Raw genomic sequence first — 2,134 nt, 5'->3', positions numbered from 1 at the left:
GGAATATCGGGGATGGTCGGGGTTATCGGGGAGGCTTTTTCGGGGGGCCTGGAGGGGAGCCTTACCGCGTACCTTTTACCTCATTTTCTTCAGGTACGTTTCGTCAGTCAGCCTCACAGGTGCCCATATAAAAATGGCGGCACTTTATGAATTGTGTGCCGCCGCCTGCCCGAGTCCCCAGTCCCGAGTCCCGATCGATTCAAAGCTTCGAAGACAGCTGAAAATTCAAAGCTGCGAAGGATTCAGTCCAAAATTAAAAAAAGGCCGCCTCATAAAATTGGCGGCCACCACCCCGAGTCCCGTTTCCCGGGTCCCGGACGATTGAAAGTTTCGAAGACAGCTGAAAATTCAAAGTCCCAAAGAACCCGGTTTCTGCTAACGGCTAACGGCTAACTGCTGACGGCTAATTTCACATTTTCACGATTTCCCCGATTTCGGGCATCATGAGTTTGAATGGTTTTCCTTCGGCGGCTCTGGCGAAGCGCTCTCTGGGTTCTTTCCAGTTATGGCGGGCGAGGTTGTATTTTCCATTATGGCAGGGGATGACTGTTTTTGCATGGATTTCTTCGCTGGCTTTGACGCTTTGTTCGGGGAGCATGTGGACGGTGGGCCATTCTATGGCATTGTACTGTCCGTCTTCCATGATGGCGATATCGAAGGAGCCGAATTGTTTCCCTATTTCCACAAACCGTCCGTCATAGCCTCCGTCTCCGCTGTAGTAGAGGGTCTTATTTCCTGCTTTGATGGCAAAGCTGGCAAAGAGGGTATTGTCCCGTTTCAGCATGCGTCCGGAGAAGTGACGGGTGGGGAGGACCCAGATGGAGAGGTCTTTGTCCAGATCTACCCGGGTGCCCCAGTCTTCTTCGTGGATTTTGGAGAGGGGATAGCCCCATTTTTCGTAGTAGCCTCCGTTTCCAAGGCCGGTGACCACGGCTTTTACTTTCGGCTCTATTTCTTTCGTGAGTTCATAGTCCAGATGGTCCCAGTGATCGTGGGAAAGAATCAGGGCATCGATGCCTTCCGGGATGTCGGATGCATGAAATACATCGGTCCCGTCAAAGGCTTTGATGATGAAGGGGACGGGGGAGGCGTATTTTGCTGCTATGGGGTCGATGAGGATTTTTTTGCCGGAGAGCTGGACATAGAAGGAGGAATGGCCCAGCCATACGATGACGTCTTCGTTTTTCGGGATTTTCGAAAGGTCCGGCATGGAGGCGCTGATCGGGGCGTCGGGGATCTGATTGCCCGGTTCAGGGAAGAAAATATCCAGCATGCCTGAGGGTTTCGGCTTCACGGGAGCATGGGGCGTAGTGGGCAGGAATTTCCCGTTTTTGTAATGGGGAGAGGCTTCCATCCGCGCCCGGCGTTCGGGGGTAATGAGGGGATCATTCTGATCGCGATTCACGAACCAGAATCCGGCGCCTCCCAGAATCACGATGGCTCCCAGGAGTCCCGTTCCTGCTTTCATCCAGGTTTTCATCTTGTGCCTCACTTCCTTAATTATCGGTTGGTATTTGATTTATTTTAAGGGGTAATGTGGGGTTTAAGTCAAGGGGGAAATTTGATTTTCCATATAAGTTCTAAGTTTTGGGAAACCCTTCATTACGTAACGCATGGGGCTTTTCAGTCATTTGGAATTCTTGCGATAGATAGCCCCCTTCACCGCTTCGCGGAGCTTCCCCCGTTGGGGGACGCGAATCTACAGCGTCGGGAAAATTTACAGTCGAAAGTGCAGTTCCCCCTATGAAGGAATTGGGGATTTGGGGGAGGAATTAGGGAAGGTGGCGCTGAAGAAATCACGTGGCGAGGCCGCCGAGTCGGAAAATCCCCCCTTGAAAGGGGGGATGCCGAAGGCAGGGGGGAAGATTGACGCTTGAAGCGCAGAAAGAGCTTTTGATGCACATTTTCAGGGACACATTAATCATCCTATCCGCCCTGACGGGCACCTTTCCTATCTAGGAAAGGTTGAGCATCGGGCGGCCTTTGGCCGCCGGGCCGGAAAATCCCCCCTTGAAAGGGGGGATGCCGAAGGCAGGGGGGGAAGATTAATGCTTGAAGCGCAGAAAGAGCTTTTGATGCACATTTTCAGGGACACATTAATCATCCTATCCGCCCTGACGGGCACCTTCCCTAT

At 52.4% G+C, this 2,134-nt stretch carries 1 protein-coding gene; it reads right to left on the bottom strand.

Going from position 1 to position 2,134, the window contains the following annotated elements; all coding sequences use genetic code 11:
* Positions 1-409: 409 nt before the first annotated feature.
* Positions 410-1,480 (bottom strand): MBL fold metallo-hydrolase, encoded by a 1,071-nt coding sequence (locus VZT47_RS10130; protein WP_330224839.1) that lies wholly within the window; start codon positions 1,478-1,480, stop codon positions 410-412.
* Positions 1,481-2,134: the final 654 nt, after the last annotated feature.

Origin of the sequence: Dialister sp., from assembly GCF_036343215.1 — a bacterium.
Classification (GTDB): domain Bacteria; phylum Bacillota; class Negativicutes; order Veillonellales; family Dialisteraceae; genus Dialister.
Note: the sequence above shows the minus strand (reverse complement) of the source record. Positions and strands in the feature narration are given on the sequence as shown.

Excerpts from the sequence above, each read along its gene's own strand:
- VZT47_RS10130 (WP_330224839.1), bottom strand. The coding sequence starts at position 1,480 with ATGAAAACCTGGATGAAAGCAGGAACGGGACTCCTGGGAGCCATCGTG.